Genomic DNA, 26,139 nt, shown 5'->3' with positions numbered 1-26,139 from the left:
CATATGACTCGTGTAGCGGTAATTCAGGCCTCTTCCATTCCTTTCGCCCCGGTGGCCAGCGTTGAGAAGGCCTGTGACATATTGCATCGCGTGGCCCGAGAGGGCGCGCAACTGGCGGTGTTTCCCGAGGCGTTTATCGGTGGCTACCCCAAGGGGCAGAGCTTTGGCAGCGTCGTAGGCAACCGCAGTTCCGAAGGGCGGGATCTGTATAACGAGTACTTCGAAGGCGCGGTGGCGCTGGACGGGCCGGAACTGGCGGTACTGTCGAACTGTGCCGATGAATTGAACATCATCGTGGTCATGGGAATCATCGAGCGTCATGGACGAACGCTCTATTGCACCGCGGTCACGTTCGTCCCCGGCAAAGGCATCGCCGGTTATCACCGCAAGCTGATGCCCACGGGCCAGGAAAGAATCATCTGGGGCTTTGGCGACGGTTCGACAATCGAGGCGGTCCCCACCGACATCGGCGTCATCGGCAGTGTGATCTGCTGGGAAAACTACATGCCCGCCTTCCGCCAGGCCATGTACGCCCAGGGCGTGCAACTCTACTGCGCGCCGACCGCCGACGATCGCAAGAGCTGGGCCAGTTCGATGATCCATATCGCGCTCGAAGGCAGGACCTTTGTCCTGTCCGCCTGCCAGGCCATCAAGCTGGAAGACTACCCGCAAAGCTACCAACAGGCTTTCGACCTGGACGTCCATCCCGGCGACTACATCATGCATGGCGGCAGCATGATCATCAGTCCCATGGGTGAGGTACTGGCCGGCCCCGTGCATGATTGCGAAACGGAAATCTATGCCGACCTCGACCTGGCGGCGCTCAACAGGTCCAACCTGGACTTCGATGCCTGCGGACACTATTCGCGCCCGGACATCTTTGAAGTGAACGTGAACACCCGGGCAATGAACCCCGTGAACTTCAACCAGGGTCGCGGGACACGCCCTTGATCGGTGGCCCCTGACGTTTTCCCAGGCAATAAAAAACCGGCTTCATCCGCCGGTTTTTTACGGGTTGGTTGCCCGGTGAATATCGTCGACGAGCGTCAACAACAGCGGGTCTGTCCCTTCCCTCCCCCGTACCGCGCCTCCTGGCGCTCGCGGAAAAACGCCTCGTAGCTCATCAGCGGCTTGTCCGGGTGCCTGCTCTGCATGTGCTCGACGTAGGTGTCGTAGTCCGGCATGCCGACCATCAGCCGCGCGGCCTGGCCGAGGTATTTGCCGAGACGGCTCAGGTCATTGAACATGGCCGTACTCCTCTATCAAGCCTGCCATTACAGAGCATCAGGCAGCGCCTGGAACGGAGCTTCCTTGTCCGTACGTTCCTTGGTGCCCCAGGCGGCGATGCCGACCTTGAGGGCAAAGAACAGGATGCTGAACACCACCAGCAGGAACAGCGCGGTCAGCGTGGCGTTGGTGTAGGCGTTGTAGATCACGTGCTGCATCTGTGTGATGTCCTTGGCCGGGGCAATCACTTGTCCGGCGTCCAGCGCGACACTGTATTTCTTCGCCAGGGCGAGGAAACCGATGGCCGGGCTCGGGTCGAACAGCTTGATAAAGCCCGCGGTGGTGGTGCAGATCAGCAGCCAGATGGCCGGCAGCATGGTGACCCAGACGTAGCGCTGGCGCTTCATCTTGATCAGTACGACGGTCGCCAGCATCAGCGCAATCCCGGCCAGCATCTGGTTGGAGATGCCGAACAGCGGCCACAGGGTGTTGATGCCGCCCAGCGGATCGATTACGCCCTGGTACAGCAGGTAGCCCCACATGGCCACGCAACCGGCGGTGGCGATCAGGTTGGCGGTCCAGGACTCGGTGCGCTTGAGCGATGGCACGAAGGAACCCAGCAGGTCCTGCAGCATGAAGCGACCGGCACGGGTGCCCGCATCGACGGCCGTCAGGATGAACAGGGCTTCGAACAGGATCGCGAAGTGGTACCAGAACGCCATGGTGTTTTCACCCGGCAGGACATGGTGGAGGATCTGCGCGATACCCACAGCCAGGGTTGGCGCGCCGCCGGCACGGGCGAGGATGGTGGTTTCACCGATGTCCTTGGCCACCGCCTGGAGCGCGTCCGGGGTAATGGCAAAGCCCCAGCTGCTGACGGTCTGGGCCACCGAGACCGCGTCGCTGCCGACCAGGGCGGCCGGGCTGTTCATGGCGAAATAGACACCCGGTTCGATCACCGAGGCGGCAACGATCGCCATGATCGCCACGAAGGACTCGGTCAGCATGCCGCCGTAGCCGATATAACGGGCATGGCCTTCACTGGCCAGCAGCTTGGGGGTGGTGCCGGAGGCAATCAGGGCGTGGAAACCGGACACCGCGCCACAGGCGATGGTGATGAACAGGAACGGGAACAGGCCGCCTTTCCAGACCGGGCCGGTGCCGTCGGTGAACTGGGTCAGCGCGGGCATTTTCAGCTCGGGCATGGTGATCAGGATGCCGATCGCCAGGGCCACGATGGTGCCGATCTTGAGGAACGTCGACAGGTAGTCCCGTGGTGCCAGGATCAGCCACACCGGCAGCACCGCGGCGACGAAACCGTAGCCGATGAGCATCCAGGTGATCTGGATACCGGTGAAGGTAAACACCTTGGCCCAGGCCGGATCGGCCGCGATCAGCCCGCCGACCCAGATCGAACCCAGCAACAGGGCCACGCCCACCAGGGAAATTTCGCCGATGCGCCCCGGACGGATATAGCGCATGTAGACGCCCATGAACATCGCGATCGGGATGGTCGCCATCACCGTGAAGGTGCCCCACGGACTCTCGGCCAGGGCCTTGACCACGATCAGCGCCAGCACCGCGAGGATGATGATCATGATCAGGAAGCAGCCGAACAGGGCGATGGTCCCGGGAATGCGGCCCATTTCCTCACGGACCATATCGCCCAGGGAGCGGCCGTTGCGCCGCGTGGACATGAACAGCACCATGAAGTCCTGGACCGCGCCGGCCAGCACCACCCCGGCAATCAGCCAGAGCGTACCGGGCAGGTAGCCCATCTGCGCCGCCAGTACCGGGCCGACCAGCGGGCCTGCACCAGCAATCGCGGCGAAGTGGTGACCGAAGAGTACGTGCTTGTTGGTCGGCACGAAGTCCAGACCATCATTGTTGAGCACGGCAGGCGTGGCCCGATGAACATCGAGCTGCATCACCTTGTCGGCGATGAACAGGCTGTAGTAACGGTATGCGACGAGGTAGATAGCGACTGCGGCGACTACGATCCAGAGGGCGTTGATGGCTTCGCCGCGGCGCAGGGCCACGACACTCAGCGCAAACGCTCCCAGGACAGCCACGGCAAACCAGGCGAGGTGTTTAGCCAGACGGGTCATTGCGTGTCTCCTGCCGACAGTCGGTGACTGCGGCGGTAATTTTTTATAATTGTGTCCGCGGTGCGGAGCTGGCCCAATATCCGCGTGTGCCGTCCACAAATAAATCCGCAGGACTACGTACGCACGCTCTACGTAGTACTACTTAGGTTGACTCCAGGAGCAGAAATGCAGCTCAAGCACAAAATCGTCGCCCTCGGGATCCTGCCGCTGGTGCTGGCGATCGCCGTTATCTGCGGGCTGGTGATTTCCCTGAACCGGCAACTGGGCGACCAGCAGGCGCAACTGATCGAAGACAGCATCCTGGCCAGCAAGCGCGCCGAGTTGAAGAACTACGTGGCCATGGCGCAGAGCCTGATCGCGCCGATGTATGACAACGGCAAGGGCGACGCCAAGGCGCAGCAGCAGGTACTCGAAGAGCTGCGCAAGCTCAGCTTCGGCATCAATGGCTACTTCTTCGTCTACGACCACGAGGGCCGCAGCCTGATGCATGCGCGGCAATCGGAACTGGTGGGCCAGTACCTCTGGGACATGAAGGACCCCCACGGCCTGCCGGTGATCCAGGCCCTGCTCAAGAGCGCAGAATCCGGAGAAGGTTTCCAGCGCTATGCCTGGAACAAGCCCTCCTCCGGCCAGGTCACCGACAAACTGGCCTATGTGGTCATGCTCGATCGCTGGGGCTGGATGCTCGGCACCGGTATCTATCTGGAAGATGTCGAGCGCGCGACCCAGCAGGCCCGCGACGAGGTGGCGCAGGGCATTCGCACCACCATGCTGGCGATCGCCGCCGTGGCCCTGGTGGCGGTGCTGATTGTCTTCGCCGGTGGCATGACCCTGAATGTCAGCGAACATCGCCTGGCCGACAAGAAACTGCAACGCCTGACCCAGCGTATCGTCAGCCTGCAGGAGGAAGAGCGCTCGCGGGTGTCCCGCGAACTCCACGACGGTATCAGTCAGTTGCTGGTGTCGATCAAGTTCAAGTTCGAGCTGGCCAGCCATGTGCTCGACCGGCAGGAGCACGCCAAGGGCCTGGGAATCCTGAAAGAAGCCACCGAGCGCCTGGGTGAAGCCATTGGCGAGGTGCGCAGCCTGTCCCATGACCTGCGTTCGTCGTTGCTCGACACCCTCGGCCTGTCGGCGGCCATCGGCCAGCTCGCGGCGGAATTCGAGCAGCGCAGCGGGCTGCGGGTGAACTACAACGACAATGAATTCGACTGCCACCTGGTCGATGGCGCGGCCGTTTCGCTGTTTCGCATCGTGCAGGAAGGCCTGACCAATATCGAACGACATGCCCAGGCGAAGAACGTTTCGATTACCCTGCACGGGTCCGAGGAGTCCATACGCCTGACCATGGTCGATGACGGCGTCGGTTTCAACGTCGCCCAGGTCGAGCGCAGCCAGGCCGGTATCGGCTTGCGTAATATGCGTGAACGCGTCGAACATTTCGGCGGCCGCTTCGATCTGGTCTCGGTGCCCGGACGCAGCGAGCTGGATGTGCTGCTGCCGATGAAGATGCCGGGCACGGAACGCTGAGCCCCCATAACAACGAGAGTGAATAGCTGCGATGAACCTGCCCTGCCCGATCCGCGTCGCCCTGGTCGACGATCACTCACTGGTGCGCGACGGCATCAAGGCGCTGCTGTCGGTCATGGAGCCGCTGGAAGTGGTGGGCGAAGCCGAGAGTGGCGCCGATGCCCTGGAGATGGTCGGGCGTTGCCAGCCGGACCTGTTGCTGGTGGACATCGGCCTGAGGGACATGAACGGGCTGGAACTGACCCGCGTCCTGCGCAGCCGCTATCCGCTGCTCAAGGTGCTGATCCTGAGCATGTACGACAATTACGAGTATGTGAGCGAGTCCGTGCGTGCAGGCGCCAGCGGCTATGTCCTGAAGAACTCGCCGTCGCGGGAAATCATTGCCGCCATCGAAGCGATCACCAGTGGCGGCACCTTCTACAGCGCGCAAATCGCCCAGCGGCTGATTGCCGACAAAGGCACGGACAACGAACTGACGCCACGGGAGAGCCAGGTCCTGCAGAAAATGGCCCAGGGCCTGAACAACAAGGAAATGGCCCGGCAACTGGATATCAGCGTACGGACGGTGGAAACCCACCGCCTGAGCATCCGCCGCAAGCTCAACATCGACAAACCCGCAGCCCTGGTCAAGTACGCCATCGATCACGGGATCATCTGAAGTCCCGCGGCCCCGGCGCAACCGTTACAGGCACTCCTGCGCGGCGCGTTCGAACCTTGAAGGCTCGAAGGTCGACGCCAGCAGTTGGCGCTCATAGATGAACACCTTGCCGCCGCTCGGGGCCTTGTAGGCTTCGAGCACGTTGTCTGCCGCGAACTTGCTGGCGACAACAATCTTGTAGTGCCGCTGGGTCTGCGACACGGTGGTATTGAAGGCGTTTTTCTGCAGCTTCGGCACCACGCACTCCGTGTACTGCTCCGGCGTCTTGCTGGTCTGCAGGGTCAGGGTCGGGTCGTTGGGTGCCGAAGCACACGCCGAGAGCAGCAACGAGGCCAGGGCCAGGACAGGGAGAGATAGAAAGCGCATGGGCGGATCCTGAAAAAAGACAATGTTTCGTTTTGATGAAGGCGATTGTCCGGATTTCCAGGAAAAACAGAACTTGCGATGTTCGATGGTGACTATCACCGGAACCGATAGTGTCGATGCCCTGCCGCCATCGGCCCCTGCGCAGTCATCGGTCGACGGTTTTTTTTCATGATGTTCAGCAAGTTGAACAAACGATCAGTGGTGACTACACTCGGGGGCTTGCCTGGAGACTCATATGTCCGAACTGCCCACATCCGAACTCCCTTCATCCAAGCTGCCTGTATCCGAGCTACGCCCCCACTACTCGAGCCCCGATGCCCGCGACCTGATCCTCGATGCGGCCTTGAAGATCTTTTCGGTCTCGGGTTTCGAAGGCGCCTCGATTCGCCAGGTAGCCCTGGCCGCCAAGGTTTCCCCGCCGCTGATCCATCATCACTTCAAGGACAAGGAAACCCTCTGGGAGCAGGTCGGCGAACGCGTCACCGCGGACTTCCAGGCCTGGTTCAAGGATTTGTCGCTGACGGACTGCGTGGTCGATAAACAGACGATCCCGACCCTGGTCGGTGCCTACATGGCCTACTGGAAATCCCACCCCAGCGCCCTGCGCTTCCAGTTGTGGCGGGTCATGGGCACGCAGGACCAGGAGCGTAAAAGACGCTCCGAGCAACTCAACAGCCTGTTCGTGCCGATTTTCGCCAGGGCTCGCGAGGCCGGCCATATCCGCGACGACATCCCGCCCGGCCAGGCGATGATCACCGTGGGCGGACTGATCCAGTACTGGCTGCACAGCCAGATCGAAGCCCAGGACGCCATTGCCGTGGGTGGACACAGCGTGCCGGATGACCAGGCCTTCCTGGCCTATGTCCTGAGCCTGATCATCCGTCCCGCGTGAGTCTCTTCAACCCGTCAGGTACTGCTCACGCAAGCGCTCCCTGAGCCCGCGCTTGCTGATCTTGCCCACCGCGGTGGCCGGAAACACATCGATAAAGCAGTATTGATCCGGCCATTTGAAGCTCGCCAGTCCCTGTTGCCGCAGGAAGTCACTGATGCCCCGAGGCTCCAGCGGCTGGCGCAGGATGACGAACGCGCAGCTCTTTTCCCCGAGGAATTCGTCCGGCAGGCCGACCACCGCCGCGTCGTAGATCATCGGGTGGCTGAGCAACAGCCCCTCGACCTCGTCCACCGCGATCTTCTCCCCGCCCCGATTGATCTGCTCCTTTTCCCGCCCGCACAGGCTCAGGTAACCCTCGGCGTCATAGCGGGCCAGATCGCCGGTGCGATAGAAACCATCAGCGCGGAACGCATGGCGATTATGTTCGGGGGCACCATAGTAACCGCGCAACGTATAGGGCCCGCGCACCAGCAGATGGCCCTTTTCACCGGCCGGCAGCGGTCGATCCTCGTCATCGACGATCAGCACTTCATCGGCCGGCGATAAAGGCCGCCCCTGGGTGGTGCAGATGCGATGCGGGGAATCATCGAGACCGGTAAAGCTCAACAGTCCCTCGGCCATGCCAAAGACCTGCTGCAGGCGACAGCCGAATGTCGGTTCGACGCGTCGGGCGACGTCCTCGGCAAAGGATGCTCCGCCGACTTGCAGCACCCGCAGGGAGTCGAGCGCGGGGGCCAGGGCCTGGGCCGCTTCGAGCCACAGCAGCACCAGGGTCGGCACCAGGGAAACGTGGGTCACGGCGTGTTCTTCGATCAGGTCGAAACAGTCGAGCGGGCCCGGGTCCCGGGCAATCACCACACAGCCGCCGACACTCAGGGTGCCGATAAATCCCGGTGACGCCATGGGGAAGTTATGGGCCATGGGCAACACCGCGAGATGGCGCGAATCCGCGTCCAGGCCGCTGACCTGGGCACTGGCCCGGGCGTTGTACAGGTAGTCGTTATGCCGCCGTGGAATCAGCTTGGGGATACCCGTGGTGCCGCCGGACAACTGAAAGCAGGCAATATCATCCGGACTCGGCTGGGGAATGTTCGCCGCGCCCTGCCCGGCCTGGATGTCCTGCCAGGATTCCTCGGGGGCTACCGCGACCACCAGTCGCAGAGAGGGCGAGCCGGTCCGGATGCGCTCGACGATCGCGAGGTTGTCGCTGTCGAGGGGATACTGCGGATGAAACCAGGCCACGGCATCGGTCAGGCCGACGAACTGGCTGATTTCCCGTTCGCCGTGGGCCGGCAAAGCCATCACCGGGACCACCCCCAGCCGGAACAGGGCAAAGACCAGTTCGACAAAGGCGGCCTGGTTGTTCAACTGGACAATCGCCACCTGTCCCGGGCGTAGGCCACGGCCCCAGAGCGCTGTCGCCAGGCGCTCCACGCCCTCGTGCAGTTGCCGGTAGCTGAGGCGGCGTTCGCCATCGATCAGGGCCAGGCGCGAGCCATGGCGGTCGGCCTGGAGTTGCAGCATCTGCCCCAGGCTCAATTCCTGCCAGTACGGCAGGCGCCGGTATTCACTGGCCAGGCCAGCAGGAGGCGCGACGCAATGCGCGCTCAGGTCACTCAGGTTGTGGTGCATGCTTGAAATCCCTTTCGATGGATTGATGTCCTGTCAGGCCTGCAGCAACGATGCCTCGACCAGGTTCTCGCTCAGGCCCGGCGCCAGGGCGTCGAGCATGGTCTTCAATTTGACGCAAGTTTCGCGGTACTCCAGCTCCGGCTCGGAACCGGCCACCAGGCCACAGCCGGCAAACGCCCAGGCCTGCTCACCGCAGACCAGCGCCGAACGCAGGGCCACGGCAAACTCGCCATCGCCCTCGCTGTCCAGCCACCCCACCGGCGCGGCGTACCAGCCGCGATGCAGACTCTCGTGCCGACGTATCCAGCGGATCGCCGCCTGGCGGTCCAACCCGCCCACTGCCGGCGTCGGATGCAGGGCCTCGACCAGCGCAAGCAGGGGCACGCCGGGCAGCAAGCGACCACGGATCGGTGTCATCAGGTGCTGGATATGCGCCAGCCGATGAACCGCCGGCACCGCCGGGACGTCCAGGCTGGCGGTGAACCGGCCCAGATCGCTGCGCAGGGTTTCCACCACCAGGGCATGTTCGTGACGATCCTTGGCACTGGCCAGCAGGCGATCGTGATTGGCCCGGTCGCTTTGCGCGCAGGTTCCCCGCGGAATGCTTCCCGCCAGGGCCGTGGTGCGCAATTGCCCGGCCTGCTGGAGAACCAGGCGCTCCGGCGTGGCGCCGAGGAAACAGCTGTCGCCCCGGCGCAAGGCGAACAGATAGGCGGTCGGATTGCCCTGGGCCAGGGCCTGCAACACCGCCGGCAAGCTGAATGGCGTATCGGCCTCAACCTTCACCTCCCGCGCCAGGACAACCTTGCGCAGCTCACCGGCTTCGATGGCCGCCACCGCGTCGGCAACGCGGGCTTTCCAGTGTTCGGCGGGCAGGCTTTCCTCGACGCGCGGACGTCGCCCCGGCTGCAACGGCGTGACCGTGCCGCCCTCCTCGGACTCGCGCCAATGACTCACGTCGTCCAGCAGTTGCTGGCACAGCGCCGGGCAGTCGGTCTGTGCGGTGACCAGGGTGCAAAGCATCAGGTGCTCTCCCTGGCGGCTCAGGCGCGGCAGGACAAAGGCGCCTTCGGCAAATACCTGCCATTGCCGGGAACACGGGTTTTCCCGGTCGAAGGTACGCCCGCCGAACAGCCGTGGCCGTTGCGTTCCAACCATCACCGCCCCGGCGATCCAGTGTTGCCAGGTCTCTTGCAGTTCCACCAGCGACTGGCCGGAGTGCAGCTCCAGTTCCAGGGCGCTGCCGACGCCAACGGTCGCCGGCCCCGACTCGACAAACTGCCAGAGCACGGCCTGATCGAAGCCCTGGGCCGCGGCGAACGCGCGCAGGCCGTCGCACGGCAGCCAGGCGCAACTGAAACAGGCCAGCACCGCTGGCTCGCCATGAACCGCGCGTTGCCGGGCCAGTTCCAGGCAATCGAGCAACGCGCCACGATCGACGAGCGGGTTCATGCTTGCACCCGTTCAGGGTAAGTGACGCGCCAGTGCTGGATCTGCTGCTGGATATTCCAGTGAATCACCTGCTCGTAGAGTTTTTCGATAAAGGCCACTTCCAGGCCCGCCGCCGCCGCCCATTCACGACGCTCGGCGAGCATCGCCGTGACCCGCTCCGGGGCCGGGATACTCTGTTCATCCGGCTTGAAACGCGCTGCCGCCTTCACGTAGCGCAGCCGTTGCTGGAGGATTTCGAGGAGCTGGCGGTCGAGCGAGTCGATACCGCCGCGGATGTCATTCAGGTTCTGGCAGGCTTCAGGTGCTTTAACAGTCGGCATGATGTTGATCTCTGTTGAAGATGAGCGTTGCATGAAGTGGGGTTCAGGCGCTGATCGGGCCGACCGGCCCGGCCAGGAGCGGCGCCAGGCTGGTGGCAAATGCGCCAGGCTGTTGCAGCAGGTGGAAATGCCCGCCGGGCTGTTGCCGGAGTTCGTCGATGCTCGTCCAGTCCTGCCATCGCTGCAGGTCGGCCAGCGGCACGTGCTGGTCGTCCTGTCCGTGCCACAGGCTGACAGCACACGTCAGGGGGTTCGCCGGGCGGGCGTGGTAGGTCTCGGCCAGGGCGAAGTCGGCGCGCAGGATCGGCAGGAACAGCTCCCGTGCCTCGACATCACGCAACAGTCGCGGGTCAATGCCGCCCAGCTCCAGCAGTGCCGAGACAAAATCCTCGTCCGAACAACCGGCCAGCGGTCGATGGGCGGCCCGGTGCGGTGCGCGCACCGACGACAGCAGCAAGCGTGCCGGCGGACGGCCCTGCGCACAGAGCAGTCCAGCCAGCGCATGGGCGACGAAGCCACCCATGCTGTGCCCCAGCAATACCAGTGCCTGGTCACGGGGAATGGCGGTCAGCGCCTCTTCGGCCAGGTCGGCGATCGCCGTCGGCAAAGGCTCGGACATCCGTCGCCCACGCCCGGGATAAAGCATCGCGCAGACCTGCACACGCGGCCCCAGATGCTCGGCCAATGGCCGGTAGGCCGCCGGCTGTCCACCGGCGTGGGGAAAAATCAGCAGATGCACGGGGCTGAGCGACTGGCCGCCCAGCGCTTCGAAAGTCAGACTCATGAGGTTTCTCCGGATCAGTCGCGTGACAGTGCGAGCAACGTCTCACCGATGACGGCCAGTGACTCCGGGTCGCTCAACAACTCCCAGTGCAATGTCCACAGCACCTGTGGCCTCGGCGCCTGGTCCAGCAGCACCTGCCAGTCCCGCAGCGGTTCCGCCCAGCACTGCGGACTGGCCGCGCTTTGCAGGATGTGCACGGGGGCGGCCAGACGCGGAGCCTGATAACGCCCCAGGCCGGCGTGCAGCGTGCGACAGCGCTGCACCAGGCTGTCGAATGCTGGCGGCTCGAGGCCCGGGGGAATCCGCCCGGCCTGGCGCGCCTGCTGGTACAACGCCTGCTCGGGCATCGGTGCCAGGCCGAAGAAACGCGCCGGCTGCACCTCGCCATCCTCCTCGAAACAGCTTCCGGACAGTGGATCGAGCAACATCAGCCCGGCCACCGGTTGACCGCCGCGCTCCATCTCCGCCGCCAGCGCCGTGGCCAGCTTCGCCGCCACCGACCAACCCAGCAGCAGGAACGGCCCGGGCAGTGCCTTGAGCGTCTCGATGAAATCGTGCAGCGCCATGGGCAAGTCACTGCCGCAACGGCCGCCAGGGTCCCGCAGGCCGACCAGGGTCAGTTGCCCGTCCAGGCGCCCGGCCAGTTGGCGGTAGGCCTCGCACTCGCCATCGGCGGTGGGCAGGCAGACCACATTGACGCCACCCACCGGGCGATTGAGCATCACCAGCGGCTGTTCACCCCGGGGCTGCCCCAGCACGGCGACAAAATCCTGCAGTTGCGGGTGCTGGAACAGATCCCGCAGATGAACCGCACAGCCCAGTTGCTGACGCAAGGACGCCATCAGGCGCGTGGCCAGCAGGCTGTCGCCGCCCAGGGCAAAGAAATCGCAGCGACGCCCCACCCGCTCGCGCTTGAGCAACTGCGCCCAAAGATCGGCCACCTGGGTTTCCAGTCCGGGCCGGGGCGGCTCGTAGTCGCGGGCATCGCTCTTCTCTCCGAGCATCAGGCCGGGCAAGCGTCCACGGTCGACCTTGCCATTGCCGCTCAACGGCAGGCGCCGCAGGGTGACCCAGTGCCCCGGCAACATGTAGTCGGGCAAGTGTCGCGCCAGTTGCCGGCGCAGCCGCTCGCTATCGAGCTGGCCGCTCGGCTCGAGGTTCTGGGCCAGCAACACATGCTGGGCAATCACGGCCGCCGCGCTGCCCGCCTCGGGGAACACCTGCCGGCGGGCGAACCCGCTGCCCTGCAACTCGGCGTCCCATTGCGGCAATGACAGGAACGGCAGATTGTTTTCGACACGCCAGTCGTCGTAGTCACTCATGCCTTCGATAAAACCGATGCTGACCATCTGTAGGCGACAGTTACGCGTCGCTTCGATCACCAGCAACTGGCCGCCGGGCCGCAGGATCTGGCGCAACGACGCCAGGGTATTGGCCAGGTTGCGCGCATCGTGCAAGACATTGACCGCGACGATCAGGTCCTGGGAGCCCAGTCGCACGCCCTGGGGCTCGGGCTCGTCGTTGATATCGAAGTGGGCGTAATCGATGAAATCCCACCGTGCGAAGCGTTGCCGGGCACGTTCGAGGAAGAAGTCCGACAGATCGGTAAAGCGGTAACGCACATCGTGACCTTCCAGGGCCGCGAACAACGACTCGCTGGTGCCGCCGGTACCGGCGCCGACTTCGAGGATATTCAGGGTGCAAGTGCTGTTGGCCGCCAGGTGCGCCACCAGTTGCGCGGCAATCCGGTTGAGGAAGGCATTGACCGGATTGAATCGGTAGATACCTTCGGCGACCTGGGTGGAGCCGTCCGGGAAGTAGATTTCCAGCGGGTCGAGGGTCCCGCGAAACAGCGCCAGGTGGCCGTCGATGCTGCGGCGGATATAGGCCAGTACCTGCTCCGCATGGTCGCCGAGCATGGCGATATCGGCGAGGTCGGCCCAGGCTGACTCGAACGCTTGCGCGCCCAACGCCCGCCGCGCGGTGTAGGCCCCCTCTCCAGCCGGTTGCAGAAAACCGTCGGCGGCCAGGGTTTCCAACCATTGCCCCAGCAGCTTGGCATAACGCGGCAAGGCCTGCAGGCGTTCCTGGATGACCGCACGACTGTGGGTCATGCCTTCTTCGGTGAACAGTCCGGCTTCGGCCAGGGTCCTGGCCATGCCGAGCGCGGCCAGTTGTTCGATGTCGTGCCAGAAGGCATTGAAGCGTTGCAGGTCTAGCTCGGCCAACGCTTCGACGACTTCGCCCTGACCGGCCTCGACAGTGGCGTGCCAACGGCTGTCGATATCCGCGGGCACTTCCCGCAGGCAGCCGACAGAATCCTGGCCCTCCCGCAGCAACGCCTGGTCCAGGGTCACATAAGCCACCAGTTGACGGCTGCCGGCGCTGTCTTCCTGGACATCCACCGCGCTGCCACGAATCCCGGGCTGGCGGGCGAGTACCGACTCGATCTCGCCCAACTCGATACGGTGACCCTTGATCTTGACCTGGAAGTCCTTGCGCCCGAGAAACTCCAGGCGGGCACCCGCGGTGTAACGCGCCAGGTCACCGGTGCGATAGAAACGCGCGCCGCCTTGCGGGTCGCGACTGAATTGCAGCGCCGTGCGCTCGGGGTTGTTCCAGTAGCCCTGGGCGACGCCGACACCACCGATGTACAGGTCGCCCTTGACGCCTTCCGGGCAGTCACGCCCCTGGCTGTCGAGCACCCGATAATACTGATTGGTCAGGGGATAGCCGTAGGGGATCGAGGCCCAGCACGGGTCCACCTGCCGAACTTCAAACCAGTTGGACCAGATCGACGCCTCGGTGGCACCGCCCAGCGCCACCAGGGTCAGTTGCGGGCCGCAGGCACTGGCCCGGGCCGGCAGATCCAGGGGCACCCAGTCGCCGGACAGCAAGGCCAGGCGCAGGGCGGCCGGCAAGCGCTCGCCCTGCCCCTGCAATTCGGTCAGCAGCATGTCGAACAAGGCCGGCACCGAGTTCCACAGGGTCACGCCATGGCGTTGCAGGCTGGCGATCCAGTGGCGGGGTTCGCGCAGGCTGTCGGCCGCGGGCAGCACCAGGGCGGCCCCCGCCGCCAGGGCCCCGAAAATGTCGTAGACCGACAGGTCGAAGCTCAGGGAGGACAGGCAGAAGATCCGATCACGGGACTCGACCTGCCAGCGGCGGTTGATGTCCAGCACGGTATTCAAGGCCCCGCGATGATCGATCATCACCCCCTTGGGCTGGCCGGTGGAACCCGAGGTATAGATGATATAGGCCAGTTCTTCGTCGCGGCCCAGGCCCACCTCGGGCGACAACCCGGCGGCTGCGCGGGTCGACAGGTCCACCGCGAGGGTCGGGAACGGCCAGTCGCGCTCAGGGCCATTGCGCTCGATCAGCACGGCACGGGCGGAACAGTCCTGGTAGATCAGGCGTAGCCGCTCCAGCGGGCCATCGGCCGCCACCGGCACATACACGCCACCGGCCAGCAGTACCGCCAGGGTCGCGGCGATCTGTGCCGGCCCCTTGTCCAGGCAGACCATGACTCGGTCCCCGGCCACCACCCCGGCCGCCACCAGATGGCTGGCGATGTGCGAGGCCACTTCGAACAGTTCAGCGTGGCTCAGGCACACCGAATCGCCGAGCAGCGCCGGCGCTTCTGGCGTCTCCCTCACCCAGCGCAGCCAGGGCTGGTACAGCACGCCCCGCGGTACTTCGGTGGCGGTGGCGTTGACCTGCTCGCGCTCGAGCAACTGGCGCGGCGGCAACGGCAAGGGCAACGGTTGCTCCCAGTCCTGCGCGCACAGCCATTCGATGGCCTGGCGATAACAGGCGAACATCTCGTCCAGCAGCCCTTCGGGAAACAGTTCGTCGACCGCGTCCCAGTTCAGCATCAGGCCGTCCGCCAGCGGGTAGGTCTGGTGATCGAGCCACACTTGCGGCGTCTGCGAGACCGACCAGCCGAGGTCGCCCAGTTCCTCGCGAAACAGCGGCGCCGGCATCGGTTTGTCCAGGTTGCAGGCGAAGACCACGGGAGCACTGCGCCGGGTTTCATGGGCCATTTCCCGCAGGACTTCCAGCCCGGACCAGGCGTTGTGCTGCAAGTCGCTGTGCAGTTGCCGTTGCAGGCGGCGAGCCTGTTCGACAAAACCCAGGGGCTGGCTGACATCCACTTCCAGCAGGGTCAGGTTGGTGAAGTCGGCGATCATGTGCGCCACATCCGGCGCCTGCTCCTGGCGATCGAACAACGGCAGGTTCAGGACAAAATGGCCGTCGCCGCTCCAGCGACCCAGGACCTGGGCGAAAGCACTGGCCAGGACGCTGGCAACGGTGAGGCCGGCCTCGCGGCTTTGCCGTTGCAGCTTGGCCAGGGAGGCGTTATCCAGGGTAAAGGCGCGACGCACGAAGCGCGTCCGCGTCAACTGTTCCGGCTGGCGGGCCAGGGGCAGCGCGGGACCGCCCGGCAGATCGGCGATGCGCTGGCGCCAGTAGTCCCTTGACGATGCCAGGGCCGCGGCACGCTGTTGCTCATCGACCTTCAGGTAGTCGGCAAAACCGGTATGCAGCGTCGGCAGTGCCTCGCCGCGACCGACGTAGAACATCGCCAGGTCGTGGAGGAAAATCTCGAAACTCAGGACATCGGCGACCAAGAGGTCGAGGTTCAGGTGAATACGACTGCGCCCTTCGCCCCACAGGCTCAGTTGCAGGTCACAGACCTCGCCCTCCTCGACTCGCAACCGACGGTGCGACAGACGCTCACGCAGGGCGTGCAGGCCTTGCGCGGTGGTTGCCTGATCAGCGTCACGCCAATCATGCCGGACCAATCCGGTCCAGGGACTGCGAGGCAGGACCTGCTGTTCGCCGCTGGCCAGGAAGCGGGCCCGCAGCATCGGGTGGCGCTGCAACAGCTGGAACATCGCTTGTTCCAGGCGCTGGGCATCGACTCCGCAACCGTCGAACTCCGCATACAGGTGGCAACCCACGCCGCCGAGGCTCTGGTCATCCTGGCGACCGATCCAGTACGCCTGTTGTACCGGCGTCAGGCCAAAGGCCGCGCCAGGCTCTGCCTTTGCCACCGAAGCCAAGGGCGCGCGTGGCTTGCCCGGTTTTGCTTGCGCGGCCCAGGCCTCAAGGGTCGGTTGTTCGAGCAGGCGGCCCAATCCCGGCAACTTGATGCCCCTGGCGGCCATCCGGGTCTGCAGGCGCATCAGCTTGATCGACTCGAGACCGTATTCGATCAGCGAGCGTTGCGGGTCCAGGTCCTCGACACCGAGGTCGAGCAGGCCGGCCACTTCCTGGCTCAGTTGCTCGAATAATGACGTCGCGCCATCGGCATCGACGGATGGGAACTCTCGCTTGGCATATGTCACTTTGAAACCTCCTGTTATCAAGTCAGTCAAGTGCCGTTGAATAGCGTTCAGCTGCCGTCGGGGGGCTCCCGCAAGGTGCGACCCAGCACGCTCACGGCCAGTGGCAATGCCAGCAGGCCGAGGCCATAGAACACCGGCCAGCCCAGGCTGGTCAGGCCTTGCATCAGTGTCATCAGGACGATCAGCGCGATCAGGCGGCTGATGCCGTAGAGCGCGGCATAGTCGGTGGCGGCCTGGCGGCTGTTGGCCCAGCCGAGGATCACCGCGCAGATCACCACGTACAGGCCGCTGACCCCGAGGTTGATGCTGATGGCTCCCAGCAAGGCGACTTCATGCCGGCTTTGCCAGGACCCCAGCAACAGCAGGACCACGGCCAGCATGCCGAGGACGCAGAACGTCGCGAGGCTGGTACGGGTGCCCAGTTGCCGCAGCATCCACGGCGCCAGCACGGCGGCGAGCAGGCCGCACAGCGGCGCCAGCAACCCGACCACCGAGCCGACGGTTTCCAGGGGCACGCCCAGGTCGATCAGCATCACGCGGTTGAGACTGAACAGGCTGATCAATACGCTCGACACCAGCGACAGCAGCAACAGGCGTCGGCGCATCATCGGTTGCGCAAGGGCGCGCAGCAGGCTGGCGGAAGGTTCGGACTGATGCCCCTGGCTGGCGGTGGGACGCCAGCGCAGGATCGGCAAGGTGGTCAGCACCAGCAGTCCGGCCACGGCGAGAAAAATGCTCTGCCAGCCCAGACGTTCGAAGAGCATCACGAATACCCCGCCGCCGGTCATCGCACCGATGCTCAACGCACCGACCTTCATCGCCCCGGCCAGGGCCCGGCTATGGGCCGGCGTGGTTTCGGTCACCAGGGCGTCGAGGGCCAGGTCCATGGTCGCGGCGGCAAAGGCCACCACCAGGCCAACGGCGAGCAACGCCACCGGCGGCAGATGTTCGCCGACGCCGATCACCACCACGGCGATGATCGCCAGCCCCTGCATGGTCAGGATCCAGCCGGTACGATGCTCATGCCAGGGCCAGCGCCAGCGATCCACCCAGGGGGCCCAGAGAAAGGTCATGCCAAAGGGCAACAGCAGCAGGAACAGCCAGCCCATCCGTCCCAGGTCCAGCCCCTGGGCCCGCAGCAAGGGAGGCAGGCCGCCCTGGACGAGGCCGAAGAGAATGCCGAAGGCCAGGTACAACAAGCCGATTCGCGGCAGCAGGCGCCAGTACTCGCGATGACCGGCCAGCTTGCCGACCACCACGGGGGTGAGTTCTTCAGACATCGTCATTGCCCTCAGAAATTCGCCGTCAGGCCGACGCCGACGGTTCGTCCGGTGCCGATCTTCACCGCCTGGACGGTCGGGCTGTAGTAGGCCCCCATGGCTTCGTAGCGGCGGTCGAACAGGTTGTTGCCGAACAGATAGACGCCGTAGTCCTTGTTCTGCCAGCCGACGCGGGCATTGGTCAGGTCGTAGGAGCCGAGGTAGAAGGAGTTGGCGACGTCCGCCGCGCGCTTGTCGAGGTAGTGATAGTCCACGCTGCCATAGAGTTCGCCGCTCAGCGGTACACCCCATTGTTCGGCCGGCACCCGGTAGTCGAGCCCCAGGTTGGCCGAATATTCCGGCACATTGGGCACCTGGTTGCCGCTCGTGGCGCCACGGGTCAATGCCGTGACCGAGGCCTGGACGTTCTTCAGTTCGGCGTGGGTATAACCGGCGCCGGCATTCACGCTCAGACGCTCGGTCAGCTTGAGCCGGGCCTCCAGTTCGGCACCCGCCGAGTCATAGTCCACGGTCACCGGTTGGTAGTTGACGCCGTTGTAGACGTACAGATGGCCGTCCTTGACGTCGTTGTAGAACAACGCGCCGTTGACCGACAGCCGATCCTCCCACCACAGGCTCTTGAACCCCAGCTCGTAGGTCCAGCTTTTCGATGCCTCGAAGGACTGCTCGTCGCGGCCAAAGGGGATGTTCGAGGAATTCCAGGAATAGTCCGCGCCCACCACGCCGCGACCGACGCTGACATAGGTCATGAAACTGTCGGACCAGTCGTAACTGAGGCTGCCACGGCCGGTCAGGAAGTTATCCGACATCGAGGCATTCTGGCGGTACTGGCTGACGGTACCCAGGTCGCCGCCGCTGTAGCGATAGGAGGCCTCTTTGCCCTCGTGGGTGCCGCGCAGGCCGAGGGTCGCCTTGAGACGCTCGGTCAGCGGCACCGTCGCCTCGCCGAACAGCGAATAGCTGTCGGTGCTGAAGTCGTTTTTCTGCTGGCCGCTGAACACGGCGAAACGCGGCTGGGTAAAGGCTTCGCCGTCGGTATGGGCGGTGAATTGCGAATGCCAGAGGTTGACCCCGGTCACCCACTGCACATAGCTGTCTTCCAGCGAAGCGAGGCGGAATTCCTGCAGGTAGGCGATATCGCGCAAGGTGCCGCGGTAACGATCGGTATCGCCGTTGAAGGCCGCTTGCGGGAGACCGGTCAGCGCCGAATACAGCACGCTGTCGACCATGTCCATGCGCTGGCGGAAAGTCGAATACTGGATGCTCGACAATGACGTCAACTGTGCCCAGTCCAGATCGTGGGTCACCCGCAGATTGACCGCCGAGCTTTCCCGGCTGAAGTCATTGCGCGGATTCAGGCCGCTGTCCGGCGTACGTCCGCTGCGCAGGATGAAACGCGGGGCGTCATCGTCGTTCTGATTGTAGGAAAAGGTCAGCAATGCGCGCGTGTCGTCGTTGGGCACGAACAGCAGCGAACCACGCAGGGCACTGATCTGGCTCGCCCCATCCTTACCGCCGGACGCGCGATTGGCGATGTCGCCGCCCTGCTCGCTGTAGCGCATCGCCAGGCGGCCGGCAACGTTATCGCTCAAGGCCTCGTTACTGATCAGTTCGCCCAGGGCGTACCCGCGACTGCCACCTTCGACCCGAACCGACCCCTCGTGCTCGAAGGACGGGCGATTGGGCACCACGTTGATCGCGCCACCCTGGGTATTGCGCCCGTACAGGGTGCCTTGCGGACCGCGCAATACCTCGACCCGTTCGATATCGAGCAGGGCCGGTGGCACGCCATAGGCGGATACTGGCACTTCGTCGACGTTGAACACGATGGAGGTGTCATCGGCCGACAACGGCGAAAACGAGCCGACCCCACGGATATTGCCGGAGTTGCTGTACTGGCCGCCGGACTCCATGTAGTTGAAGTTGGGCACCTGCCGCGCCAGATCGGCATTGCTCGACGCCGGGGCGATGCTCCTGGCCTGTTCCGGCGTGATCACGCTCATGCTGACCGGGACCTGCTGCTCGGTTTCCTCGCGCTTGCGGGCGGTCACGGTGATGCTTTGCAATTCCAGGGTGGCTTGCGAGGTCTCCTCGGCCATCGCCGACGACCCGCCCAGGCCCGGGCTCAAGATGGCGCCATAGACCAGGCCCAGAGCGGTTCTACCCTTTAACGACTGCCACATTGCACCGCTTCCTCCCTGAATCGTTGATCGTGATTTTTACGAATAAGATGCAATACTATTTACAGGCTGAACGAATAGTCAATACGCTGAACATATAAATAATACCGATTGCAAACAACACCCGTGCAGCACGAGGTGTGCACGTCCGTCAGGTCGTGGCCGGGAATAAAGGGGCGGGATGAAGGCCTGTCAGCGTTTCGGCTGGCCGAGGAGCTCGCACAGGCGGCTCATGCACACCGAGCCGACCACCGCGAGAATGATCGGCACCAGGAAGTCATGGTCGATGCGGGTGAATTCGGCCACCAGCACAATGGCGGTGAGCGGCATGCTCATGGACGCGGCAAGGAACGCCGCTGCCCCGACGATGGCGAAGGCCCCCAGCGGAATTCCGGGCCAGGCCAGGCTCCACAAGCCGCCGAGAATGATCGCCAGCAGTGCGCCGATAGCCAGTCCGGGGGTGAGCAGGCCGCCTTCGGCACCGGCCCGCAGGCTGCTGCTGGTGATCAGCACCTTGACCACCAGCAACAGCGCAGCCAGCCCTATCGTCAACTCACTGTCGAAGCCCAGCTGTGCCGGACCCTTGCCGTTACCGAGCACCTGGGGCAGATAGATCGCGATACAGCCGATCAGGGTGAAGTTGATCAACGACAGTACCGGCAAGCGCCAACCACGGGCCGCCGTCGCCCGTGCCCGCCCGGTCAGGCGCACGAAACCGTGGGCGGCGAGGCCGAGCAACGGCCCGGCGATCAGCGACCAGGCCAGCAATCCCGGGGTCAGCGGCAACGCCGGTACCACGTACTGCGCCTGTGCGCCGAGGCCGATCCAGGCGACACCGGCGCCGATCGCCGAGGTCGCCAGGGCCATGATCGCCGCCGGCCAGCTGAAGCTTGCGAGCAGCACTTCAAGAACGAAGACCGCCCCACCCAGCGGCACGTTGTACACCGCTGCCAGCCCGGCTCCGGCACCACAGGCGATCATCAGCCGGTGGCTATCGGCCGGCAGCCGGGCCTTGCGCGATAGCCAGGCCCCCACCAGCGCACCAACTTCCCGGGGCGCGACCTCCCGCCCCAGGGGCGAGCCCAGGGCCACGGTGATGATTTGCAGAAGCGCGTGGGCCAGCGTGGTTTTTACCGGCATGTCCGGTGCGGCCGGTGCAACCGCCCGCTTGATGCTCACCAGGGGGCGACCGAAACGATAGACCGCCCACCAGCCCAGGCCGGCGACCAGCCCGCAAAGCGCCAGTACCAGCACCCGTCGCTCGGGGGAGGCGCTGCTCACGCCGATCAGGAAGGTTTCATGGCTGGTCAGGCTGTCCTGGCCATAGCCATACGCCATGTGCTGGATCCCGTGCAGCAACATCGCCAGCAGCATGCCGCCCAGGCCGGCGCCGATCCCCGTGAGGACCACCACGCAACCGAGGGTCATGAGCTGGCGTGTTCTTGAGAGCGGTTGCAGCGCCAGGGTGTGGTCCGGCAAGGCCATTCGAAACTCCGCGTAGTCAGGTGCGCAAGAGCCGGATGGCCGCAAGACGCTCGCCCGTGAGTATGTAACCTGGGCGCTGGTCTGCAAATCCCGCGCACCTTTTGCGTCAGGCGCGGTTCAGGAAAGAGGAAAAACGTCACTGCAAACGGACAATGGAGGGCTCTGTCGAGATTGTTTCCGCAAAAGATCGATCGTTCCCACGCAGAGCATGGGAACGATCAGCCGTCAGATGACACCGCAAGCCATGCGCGCACCGCCACCGCCCAGGGGCATCGGCATATCCATGTGGTTGTCGCCGCCTTCATGGAACATCAGGGCGTGGCCCTTGATCTGCGAGATCTTCTGCAGGCGCGGCGCCAGGACCGGATAGTTCGCGACCCCCTCGGCAGTCACGTACAACGCCGGCAGATCGCCCAGGTGCCCCTTGCCGTACGGCCCCAGGTGCTTGCCGGTCTTTTCCGGATCGAAATGACCGCCGGCAGCCAGCCCGGCGACCTTGACGCCGTCCTTCACTCCGGCCTCGCAACTGCCGTTTTCATGCACGTGGAAGCCATGGATACCGGCCGGCAGGCCCTTGAGGTTGGGGGTGAACAGCAGGCCGTATTCGGTCTCGCTGATGGTGACACTGCCAATGGCCACCGGGGCCTTGTCGGCACTCACCAGGTTCATCGGGACTTCAAGGGTAGCGGCCTGGGCATAGTTGAATGCAAGTGCACCGGCAAGGGCCAACCAACGATATGACTTCATACATGCTCCGAATTATCCAGGGGACAGTATCTATATACTGGGGCGGTAACTTGCCTGTCGTGCGCCAATTGCGCCCGGCACCAAGGGTTACTGCGCTGGCATACTAATACGGCGAAACTATCGGAGTGATTGAAAATACCCATGAAACTCATAGTTATTTTCCGTCGAATAAAAGTCAGGCGACAGGTGTTATATATCTCCAGGGGTATTATCAGGCACTCGGAAAGTTGCTGATTATCTAGGCCGCCCGATTACTTCGATACATGAAGAACAATGCCAGTGCCAGGCACAACATCGCCAGGATCCGTCCGCTGGACAACTCGATGGCCGGGTTGCCCAGCCAGCCGAAGTTGTCGATCAGCATGCCCATGCCCAACTGCCCGACAATCACCGCCACGGTGGCCACCGCCGTACCGACCCGGGGCACCGCACCGACCATCACCATCATGTACACCACTCCGAACAGCGCACCGGCCAGTTGCCACTTGGGCACTTGCAACAGGCTCATGGGTTGCTCCGGCTCGAAGAACAGAATCAGCAGCCCGGTGACGACCGCCCCGACCACAAAGGTCAGCAAGCTGCTGCGCAAGACTCCGACCGCCTGCCCCAGGCGCCCGTTGATCGCCGCCTGGATACTCAACACCGCGCCGGCCACCACGACCAGCACCAACAGAAATACCTGACTCATCATCAACCTCGCGCAATCAGTACAAGAGCCGCCACGATCAGCAGCAGGGCCATCCAGCGTTCGATATTGACCCGCTTGCGCGGGGTGCCGAACCAGCCGAAATGGTCGATCAGCACGCTTTTGCCGACCTGGCCGGAAAGAATCGCGATCATCGTCATGGCAATGCCGATATAGGGGGTGGCCAGGGTCAGCACCACCACGTACAGCGGGCCGAGAAAGCCGCCGAGCAGTTGCCAGCGCGGCAGATGCGCCAGCGCCGGGCCCTGCTGCGGGCCGCTGAACAGCAACAGCAGGAACAGGATCGCGCTGCCGACACCGAAAATGCTCAGGGTCGCCCAGAGATGGCCGACCTGCTGCCCGAGGGGACCGAGCAACCCGGCCTCCACCGACAAGCCCATGCCGGCGAGGATCACCAGCGGAAGAAGTAACAGTCTCATGTGGATCTACACCTTTCGTTCATAAACACGGCGCCAGGCGACATGCCGGTCCGATGCGGTGCAGTATGGGTTGATCATTCGTTGCGTAAAATGGGAGCATGAACAAAGTACTTTTGCGAAAACCGCACAGCACGGAGTGACCATGCAAGGCTTCAACGAATTGGGTTTCAAGGCCCTGCGCCTGTTCGTGGCGGTACTCGACCAGGGCAGTTTTTCCGAGGTCGCCCGGCGCGAGGGCATCGCCCCCTCCTCCGTCTCCCGGCAGATCCAGCTGATGGAGCAGGCGCTGCACCAGCAACTGCTCTACCGCCATACCCGCGCCGTGACGGCCACCGACGCCGGACGGCTGCTGGCCCATCACGCCCGGCGGGTACTGGACCAGCTGGAGGAAGCCGAGCAGGCCTTGCAGGAGCAGGACAGCGAGCCCAGCGGACTGGTACGGATCAATGCCCCGGTGGTGTTCGGCCAACGTCATCTGTCGCCCTGGCTCGGGCAATTGTGCGAGCGCTACCCGAAACTGGAACTCGACCTGCAGCAGACCGACAGCTATGTCGACCCCTTGCAGGCCGGTGCCGACCTGCTGTTTCGCGTCGGTGTGATGAATGATTCGAGCATGCAGGCGCGGATCCTCGCGCCCCAGCACTACCGCCTGGCCGCGAGCCCGGCGTACCTGGCGCGGCACGGCACGCCCCGGCATCCCGATGAGCTCGCCGGTCATCATTGCCTGGTCTACAAGGGCGACCATGGCCTGCAGCGCTGGTTCTTCCGCCAGGGAACGGACAACTGGACGCCCTACTCGGTCAAGGGCCGCCTCACCGGCAACCACGCCGAGACCCTGACCGAAGCTGCCGAACTGGGCATGGGCCTGGTGATGTTCCCTTCCTGGCTGATCGGCGAAGCCCTGCACAAGGGCACGCTGCTGCAGGTCATGGGCGACTTCCAGGTGGCCACCAGCCTTGAACAGCAACAGATCGCGGCGCTCTGGCCGGGCAGCCGGCGCCTGTCATTGAAGGTACGGACGGTGATCGATTTCTTTGTCGAGCGATTCGGACCAACGCCCTATTGGGATCAGCCACCTGTTGCCATGGGCCAGCGGTCCTAGCCGGGATTTGCCGCGGAGCGGGACAAGGCGTTGCACGCCAGTTCATCGCGCAGCTCGTCAATCAGGCGCAACACGTCTTCGCGCTGTTGCAGATCGCTGAGGGCAATACCCGCTACCATCAGGTCGACCCGACCGGTTTCGCGGTCATAGACCCGGACGCTCAGCGAGGCGTCATCCAGCACGCACTCACAGGCCAGGGGCGCAAAGCCCCTTTCGATCAGAGCGCGTAGATCCATCAGAGAAAACACCGGCGATGTCCTGTACCAGGGTTGGCTGCGAAGCGGGCGACCCGCCCACTTCGTCAGGACACCATGCTAGGAACACCGGGGCGCCGGAATAAACCCGAATATGCACTGGTGGCACTGGTGCATTTGCACCCCTCAGCCCTTCGACCGGTTGACGAACAGTCCACGCTCGCGGGCCCAGACAATCGCCTCGCTGCGGCTGTGCACGGCAAGCTTGGAATACACCGTCGCCACATGATTGCGCACGGTATTGGGCGCCAGTTTCAGGCGCGCGGCGATTTCCTTGTCGGCCAGGCCTTCGCAGATCAGTTCCAGCACATCGCGCTCGCGGGGCGTGAGTTCGGTAAAGGCAACGCCCGGCAGGTTCGGCAGGCTGACGTTCTTGACCGTCGCCAACTTCTCGATCAGTTTCTGGCTGAACCAGGACGCATCCTGCATCGCCGCCTCGATGGCCGCCACCAGTTCCAGTTCGGAGCGCTTGCGCTCGGTGATATTCATCAGCACCAGCAGATAGCACGGCACGTCCTGGATCAGCACGCTGTCGGCGGACAGGGCGCAATCGATCAGTTCATGGTCCTTGCGGCGGATCTTCAGGTCGAGGTTTTCCAGGGTGCCGGCTGATGCCAGGGCGGCGAATACCCGCTCACAGACCTTGTCGTCCTCGAAAAAACCGGCCTCTTCGACTGTCTGCCCCAACAGCTCCGGGGCCAGGTAGCCACAGGTGTTGAGGAAGGCCTCGTTGACGTCCAGCAGTTGCCGGCTGGCGGCGACACAGACCAGGGTCGGCACCGGTGTCAGGCGAAACGCCTTGGCGAAGCGCTCTTCGCTCTGGCGCAGGGCGATTTCGATCTTGCGCCGTGGCTCCAGGTCCATGAAGGAGAACAGCATGCAGTCTTGCTCGTTGATATCCAGCGGCTGGCCGGCGACGATCACCAGCTTGCTGCCGCCCTCCGCCAGCTTCAATTCGGCCTGCATCTGCGGGATGGTCGCGCCCTCCCCCAGCCGCTGGATCGCCAGTTCGCGGCGCTCGGCATTCTCGAGGACATCCAGCTCGTAGACCGAACGCCCGATCACCTGTTCGCGGGTATAGCCGGTCATCTCGAGGAAGCCCTGGTTGACCTTGATATAGCGCAGGTCGCTGAGACGGCAGATCACCGCCGGCGCCGGGTTGGCGCCGAAAGCCTTTTCGAAGCGCTGCTCGGCGCTGGCCAGTTCGGTCGCGTCACTGATGATCAGCACCAGGGATTCCGGTTCGCCATTGCGATCGGTGAGGATCATGCTGCGGATGTCATGGACCCAGGTGCGCTCCGGATCGGCCTGGGGCGTCACTTCGACCAGCACATCGCTGAAGGTCTCGCCGTTGGCGACCCGGGCAATGGGATAGCTGTCGGCGTCCAGGGGATGGTGGTTGCGGTAACGCAGGGCGAAGCGCTCGCGGTACTGCGCGGCATTCGCACCCAGCTCGCCGACTTCATTGACGCCGTGCATGGCCAGGGCGGCCTCATTGGCCCAGAGAATGCTCTGGTCGACCTCGATCAGGATCACTCCGTCGGACAGCCCGGCGATGATCTGCTGCAGTTGGCGGCGGTTGGTTTCGGTGGCGAGGACAGCCTGGCTCATCGTTTCTCCCGAGGTCTTTGACGGCGTGGCGGCCG

At 64.1% G+C, this 26,139-nt stretch carries 21 protein-coding genes; 5 read left to right on the top strand and 16 right to left on the bottom strand.

Annotated features, from left to right (window positions below):
- The first annotated feature begins 3 nt into the window (after positions 1 to 3).
- On the top strand, positions 4 to 951 hold the full coding sequence (locus HX881_RS02065) for a carbon-nitrogen hydrolase family protein (RefSeq protein ID WP_017126444.1): 948 nt from the start codon (positions 4 to 6) through the stop codon (positions 949 to 951).
- A 95-nt stretch (positions 952 to 1,046) separates the two neighbouring features.
- Here the strand turns inward: HX881_RS02065 and HX881_RS02060 are convergent, their stop codons facing one another.
- Positions 1,047 to 1,247 (bottom strand): YbdD/YjiX family protein, encoded by a 201-nt coding sequence (locus HX881_RS02060; RefSeq protein ID WP_103032847.1) that lies wholly within the window; start codon positions 1,245 to 1,247, stop codon positions 1,047 to 1,049.
- A 27-nt stretch (positions 1,248 to 1,274) separates the two neighbouring features.
- The gene (locus tag HX881_RS02055; RefSeq protein ID WP_103032846.1) at positions 1,275 to 3,335 is read right to left on the bottom strand and encodes a carbon starvation CstA family protein; all 2,061 of its coding nucleotides are present in this window, start codon (positions 3,333 to 3,335) and stop codon (positions 1,275 to 1,277) included.
- A gap of 165 nt (positions 3,336 to 3,500) precedes the next feature.
- Here HX881_RS02055 and HX881_RS02050 point away from each other — a divergent pair, with 165 nt between their 5' ends.
- Positions 3,501 to 4,865: a cache domain-containing protein gene (locus tag HX881_RS02050; protein WP_177082436.1), complete on the top strand. Its 1,365-nt coding sequence runs from the start codon at positions 3,501 to 3,503 to the stop codon at positions 4,863 to 4,865.
- Between the two features lie 31 nt (positions 4,866 to 4,896).
- The gene (locus HX881_RS02045; RefSeq protein WP_017124155.1) at positions 4,897 to 5,523 is read left to right on the top strand and encodes a response regulator; all 627 of its coding nucleotides are present in this window, start codon (positions 4,897 to 4,899) and stop codon (positions 5,521 to 5,523) included.
- A 24-nt stretch (positions 5,524 to 5,547) separates the two neighbouring features.
- Here HX881_RS02045 and HX881_RS02040 read toward each other — a convergent pair whose 3' ends face one another.
- On the bottom strand, positions 5,548 to 5,889 hold the full coding sequence (locus tag HX881_RS02040) for a hypothetical protein (RefSeq protein ID WP_017124154.1): 342 nt from the start codon (positions 5,887 to 5,889) through the stop codon (positions 5,548 to 5,550).
- A gap of 235 nt (positions 5,890 to 6,124) precedes the next feature.
- On the opposite strand from HX881_RS02040, the gene HX881_RS02035 reads away from it, so the two are divergent.
- Complete coding sequence (locus tag HX881_RS02035) at positions 6,125 to 6,781, top strand: TetR/AcrR family transcriptional regulator (protein ID WP_177082434.1); 657 nt, start codon at positions 6,125 to 6,127, stop codon at positions 6,779 to 6,781.
- A gap of 6 nt (positions 6,782 to 6,787) precedes the next feature.
- Here HX881_RS02035 and HX881_RS02030 read toward each other — a convergent pair whose 3' ends face one another.
- From HX881_RS02030 to HX881_RS01980, 11 genes are all read right to left on the bottom strand, one after another.
- Positions 6,788 to 8,413: a (2,3-dihydroxybenzoyl)adenylate synthase gene (locus HX881_RS02030; RefSeq protein WP_017124152.1), complete on the bottom strand. Its 1,626-nt coding sequence runs from the start codon at positions 8,411 to 8,413 to the stop codon at positions 6,788 to 6,790.
- A gap of 33 nt (positions 8,414 to 8,446) precedes the next feature.
- Positions 8,447 to 9,865 (bottom strand): isochorismate synthase, encoded by a 1,419-nt coding sequence (locus HX881_RS02025; RefSeq protein ID WP_177082432.1) that lies wholly within the window; start codon positions 9,863 to 9,865, stop codon positions 8,447 to 8,449.
- Positions 9,862 to 10,185, bottom strand: coding sequence for an isochorismate lyase (locus tag HX881_RS02020; protein WP_177082430.1), 324 nt, complete (start codon positions 10,183 to 10,185; stop codon positions 9,862 to 9,864). The genes HX881_RS02025 and HX881_RS02020 overlap by 4 nt, the downstream gene beginning before the upstream one ends.
- Positions 10,186 to 10,228: 43 nt before the next feature.
- Positions 10,229 to 10,969, bottom strand: a complete 741-nt coding sequence (locus HX881_RS02015; protein WP_177082428.1) for a thioesterase II family protein — start codon at positions 10,967 to 10,969, stop codon at positions 10,229 to 10,231.
- A 14-nt stretch (positions 10,970 to 10,983) separates the two neighbouring features.
- The gene (locus HX881_RS02010) at positions 10,984 to 16,320 is read right to left on the bottom strand and encodes a non-ribosomal peptide synthetase (RefSeq protein ID WP_177082426.1); all 5,337 of its coding nucleotides are present in this window, start codon (positions 16,318 to 16,320) and stop codon (positions 10,984 to 10,986) included.
- A gap of 47 nt (positions 16,321 to 16,367) precedes the next feature.
- Entirely contained in the window at positions 16,368 to 17,600 is a 1,233-nt protein-coding gene (locus tag HX881_RS02005) for an MFS transporter (RefSeq protein ID WP_177082424.1), read from the bottom strand.
- Between the two features lie 11 nt (positions 17,601 to 17,611).
- The gene (locus HX881_RS02000; protein ID WP_177082422.1) at positions 17,612 to 19,783 is read right to left on the bottom strand and encodes a TonB-dependent receptor; all 2,172 of its coding nucleotides are present in this window, start codon (positions 19,781 to 19,783) and stop codon (positions 17,612 to 17,614) included.
- Between the two features lie 189 nt (positions 19,784 to 19,972).
- Positions 19,973 to 21,208 (bottom strand): chloride channel protein, encoded by a 1,236-nt coding sequence (locus tag HX881_RS01995; protein ID WP_246356447.1) that lies wholly within the window; start codon positions 21,206 to 21,208, stop codon positions 19,973 to 19,975.
- A gap of 282 nt (positions 21,209 to 21,490) precedes the next feature.
- Positions 21,491 to 22,012: a superoxide dismutase family protein gene (gene sodC, locus HX881_RS01990; protein ID WP_042934540.1), complete on the bottom strand. Its 522-nt coding sequence runs from the start codon at positions 22,010 to 22,012 to the stop codon at positions 21,491 to 21,493.
- 238 nt (positions 22,013 to 22,250) lie between these two features.
- The gene (locus HX881_RS01985) at positions 22,251 to 22,700 is read right to left on the bottom strand and encodes a DMT family transporter (protein WP_042934545.1); all 450 of its coding nucleotides are present in this window, start codon (positions 22,698 to 22,700) and stop codon (positions 22,251 to 22,253) included.
- 2 nt (positions 22,701 to 22,702) lie between these two features.
- Complete coding sequence (locus HX881_RS01980; protein WP_042934538.1) at positions 22,703 to 23,137, bottom strand: DMT family transporter; 435 nt, start codon at positions 23,135 to 23,137, stop codon at positions 22,703 to 22,705.
- A 142-nt stretch (positions 23,138 to 23,279) separates the two neighbouring features.
- On the opposite strand from HX881_RS01980, the gene HX881_RS01975 reads away from it, so the two are divergent.
- Positions 23,280 to 24,239 carry a LysR family transcriptional regulator gene (locus HX881_RS01975; protein ID WP_177082420.1) on the top strand — a complete coding sequence of 320 codons (960 nt, stop codon included), beginning with the start codon at positions 23,280 to 23,282 and terminating at the stop codon, positions 24,237 to 24,239.
- On the opposite strand, the gene HX881_RS01970 is transcribed toward HX881_RS01975, so the two are convergent.
- Positions 24,236 to 24,475 carry a DUF1652 domain-containing protein gene (locus tag HX881_RS01970; protein ID WP_017124140.1) on the bottom strand — a complete coding sequence of 80 codons (240 nt, stop codon included), beginning with the start codon at positions 24,473 to 24,475 and terminating at the stop codon, positions 24,236 to 24,238. The two genes, HX881_RS01975 and HX881_RS01970, sit on opposite strands and share 4 nt — an antisense overlap.
- A 144-nt stretch (positions 24,476 to 24,619) precedes the next feature.
- Positions 24,620 to 26,104 carry a helix-turn-helix transcriptional regulator gene (locus HX881_RS01965; RefSeq protein WP_177082418.1) on the bottom strand — a complete coding sequence of 495 codons (1,485 nt, stop codon included), beginning with the start codon at positions 26,102 to 26,104 and terminating at the stop codon, positions 24,620 to 24,622.
- Between the last annotated feature and the right edge of the window lie 35 nt (positions 26,105 to 26,139).

The sequence above is a fragment of the Pseudomonas gingeri genome, from assembly GCF_013386115.1.
In the GTDB taxonomy this organism is placed as follows: Bacteria; Pseudomonadota; Gammaproteobacteria; order Pseudomonadales; family Pseudomonadaceae; genus Aquipseudomonas; species Aquipseudomonas gingeri.
The sequence above is the reverse complement of the archived record's forward strand: the minus strand, read 5'-3'. Positions and strand labels throughout refer to the sequence as shown.